Here is a 1,738-nt window from a genome sequence, read left to right on the forward strand (position 1 = left end):
GCCACTGTTTGTTTAAATTCTTGATTATAACGTTTTTGACTCATAATTCGGACACGACCTTTCGTTAGTTCAATATTAATGACTTAACCTAGTTGTGTCCATAAATCTATACTACATCTAATTACAATAAATTTATTATAACTTTTTCTCTAAACTACACTCTGAATTTTTAGTAAATATTTATGATATTTAAGATGTTATTGCAGAAAATGACCCTTTCCATGAAGAAAGACGCTTTCCTTATTTCAGAAACAGAAAAGCGCTTTTAACAGAACAATAACTATAAAAGATAATAGGAATCATCTTTAATTTTGATACCTTTGCTACCTATAACGTCTCTTTATTTTGTTTTGACTTATTGTTAGGAGCAAACCAACCGATTAAAGCAATACCTACTAATACTCCATAGAAAATCAGGGTCCATAAAGTACTGTGAGGGAAATGAGGATCCAAGATACCGATATCTTCGTGGGCAAGAGTAATTATTGCCAGTTTTACACCAACCCAGGCAACAATCGCATATGCTGTCGTTTCCAATGCTGGTCGTTTATCAAGTAGTTGTACAAACCAAGTTGCTGCAAATTTGATCAATATAAGTCCAGCAATACCTCCAAGAACAACAACAATAAATTGCCCTCCATCCATTCCACCAAAATCGCCAAGAGGGGAATCCGGAAGACCAAGGGCAAGAGCAACAGCAGCTAGAATTGAATCAACTGCAAAAGCGAGATCTGCTAATGCAATCTTGCCTACTGTTGCACCAAAACCTTTGCCAGCAGATTCTTTTTCGTCGTCCTTATGGATATTTTTGTTGTCTTTCCCGAACTTCGCCTTAATGACATGCTTTAACCCCAGATAAAGAAGATAGGCTGCTCCTATTGCTTGTATCTGCCAGACATTTGCGATAAAGGAAATTGCAAAAAGCGCAGCAAATCTGAAAACAAAAGCCAAAAGTATTCCGTAATTTATAGCTCTTTTTTTCTGCTCTTCAGGTAAATGCTTGGCAATAACCGCAAGTACTAGGGCATTGTCAGCGGATAATAACCCTTCTAACCCTATTAGAATTAGCAATGTCCAGGCATACTCTAACCATAGTGACTCCATTTATTAATCCCCAATCTATAAATATAATTATGTGTAAAAGTCTCTACAATTATAGAATTTCCTAATTAACAACGAGGTATTCTTAGGGAATAACGAGGTATTCTTAGGGAATATAGTAAAGAATATTTAACCAATTAAGGATTATTTGTATTTTATAAATTACCCCTTCAACTTAATTGCCACTATTGTTTTAATGTAATCCTTCACAAGACCATACTAGTAATAACCATAAGCTTCAATTTTCACGAGATTCTTCTCCCATTAAATAGCTCTTTAATGGAAAAAGCACCTTCTTTATTCAAGGAAAGCACACCTTTCTGGAATAAGGAATTAGATGTATTTGTACAAATATTTTATAGGATTTCTGAATCCTAAACTTCCAGCCAATGTTATAGATAATTTATTATAACTTTTACTGATAGCACAGGAAGTTTATTTACCAAAACAATCTTGTTATTTTTCTTCCTCAAAAAAATTATTTTCTTGTTTAATTTGCTCTATTCGTTTTTTCCCTATAAATGCTAACTTAAGAATGTACAGTATTGATTGTTTAAGTATGTACAGTTTCGACAATAAGATACATAATATTCCTGAGGTGGGATGTTATGTATATGCAAATTAACGTAAATACAAA

At 33.4% G+C, this 1,738-nt stretch carries 1 protein-coding gene; it reads right to left on the reverse strand.

The genetic code is table 11. The features are described from left to right. Window positions 1–327 precede the first annotated feature (327 nt). Window positions 328–1,104, reverse strand: coding sequence for a TerC family protein (locus EKG35_RS20515; protein WP_126296403.1), 777 nt, complete (start codon window positions 1,102–1,104; stop codon window positions 328–330). Window positions 1,105–1,738: the final 634 nt, after the last annotated feature.

The sequence above is a fragment of the Lysinibacillus telephonicus genome (assembly GCF_003966145.1).
GTDB lineage: Bacteria > Bacillota > Bacilli > Bacillales_A > Planococcaceae > Ureibacillus > Ureibacillus telephonicus.

Coding starts and splice junctions, on each gene's coding strand:
- EKG35_RS20515 (WP_126296403.1), bottom strand. CDS start 1,104: ATGGAGTCACTATGGTTAGAGTATGCCTGGACATTGCTAATTCTAATA.